This window comes from Streptomyces sp. NPDC057654 (genome assembly GCF_042800135.1).
Classification (GTDB): Bacteria; Actinomycetota; Actinomycetes; order Streptomycetales; family Streptomycetaceae; genus Streptomyces.
Map to the genome: position 1 here is coordinate 1 of NZ_JBHVHQ010001497.1, position 1,005 is coordinate 1,005.

General features: G+C 68.0%; 2 protein-coding genes. One reads left to right on the forward strand and one right to left on the reverse strand.

Going from position 1 to position 1,005, the window contains the following annotated elements:
• Window positions 1-632: ATP-dependent Clp protease proteolytic subunit (locus tag ACFU99_RS44625; protein ID WP_384404656.1), on the reverse strand; the 632-nt coding region annotated here is incomplete at its 3' end.
• 93 nt (window positions 633-725) lie between these two features.
• On the opposite strand from ACFU99_RS44625, the gene ACFU99_RS44630 reads away from it, so the two are divergent.
• Window positions 726-1,005: type II toxin-antitoxin system Phd/YefM family antitoxin (locus tag ACFU99_RS44630; RefSeq protein WP_384404658.1), on the forward strand; the 280-nt coding region annotated here is incomplete at its 3' end.

Below are 1,005 nucleotides of genomic sequence, written 5' to 3' on the forward strand. Positions count from 1 at the left end.
CCGGCGCCCGGCGCGGCTCCACCAGTCTTGCGGCTGCTGACCAGATGGTCCACCAGCCCGTACGCCACGGCCCCCGCGGCGTCGAAGACCTTGTCGCGCTCGATGTCCTCGCTGACGCGGCGGGCGCTCTGCCCGGTGTGCCGTACGAGCATCTCCTCCAGCTGCTCGCGCGTGCGCAGCAGTTCCCTGGCGTGGATCTGGAGGTCCGAGGTCTGCCCCTGGATCGGCTCGCTGAAGGAGGGCTGGTGGATCAGGACGCGCGCGTTCGGCAGCGCGAACCGCTTGCCGGGGGTTCCCGCCGCCAGCAGCACGGCCGCGCTGGACGCCGCCTGGCCCAGGCAGCCCGTCTCGATGTCGCAGGACACGTAGCGCATCGTGTCGTAGATGGAGGTCATGGCGGAGAACGAGCCGCCGGGGGAGTTGATGTAGAGCGAGATGTCCTGGTCGGGCGCGGCGTGTTCGAGGTACATGAACTGCGCGATCACGTCGTTGGCCGAGGTGTCGTCGATCGGGGCGCCCAGGAAGACGATCCGCTCGGACAGCAGCTTCGAGTAGGGGTCCATGGTCCGCCGGCCGGTGCTGGTGCGCTCGGTGAATTCCGGCAGGACATGGCGGGCGGTGGGTCGGTTCATCGGTGCACCTCTCATCAGCGCTCTGCGCGCACTGCGGGCCGCACGACACCTCTGTAAAAAATGTACAGGATGTACGTCAAGTTATGATGGAGCATGGCCTACGAGATTCCGGTGACGCAAGCCCGAGCAGAGCTGGCGGAACTGATCAACCGAGTCGTCTACGGCGGCGAACGCGTCGTCGTGACGCGCCACGGCAAACCCCTGGTCGCCCTGGTATCCGCCGCTGACCTGCAACGACTTGAGCAGGAGGAGAGTGCGGCGGAGGAGCAGGTGGTCAGCACGGTGTCGGTGATGCGCCCGCTGGAGTCCGCTGCGGGCGAACGGCAGCGCTTCGGCATCGCGGCAGAGCACCGCGGCCCGGACACCGGTGACC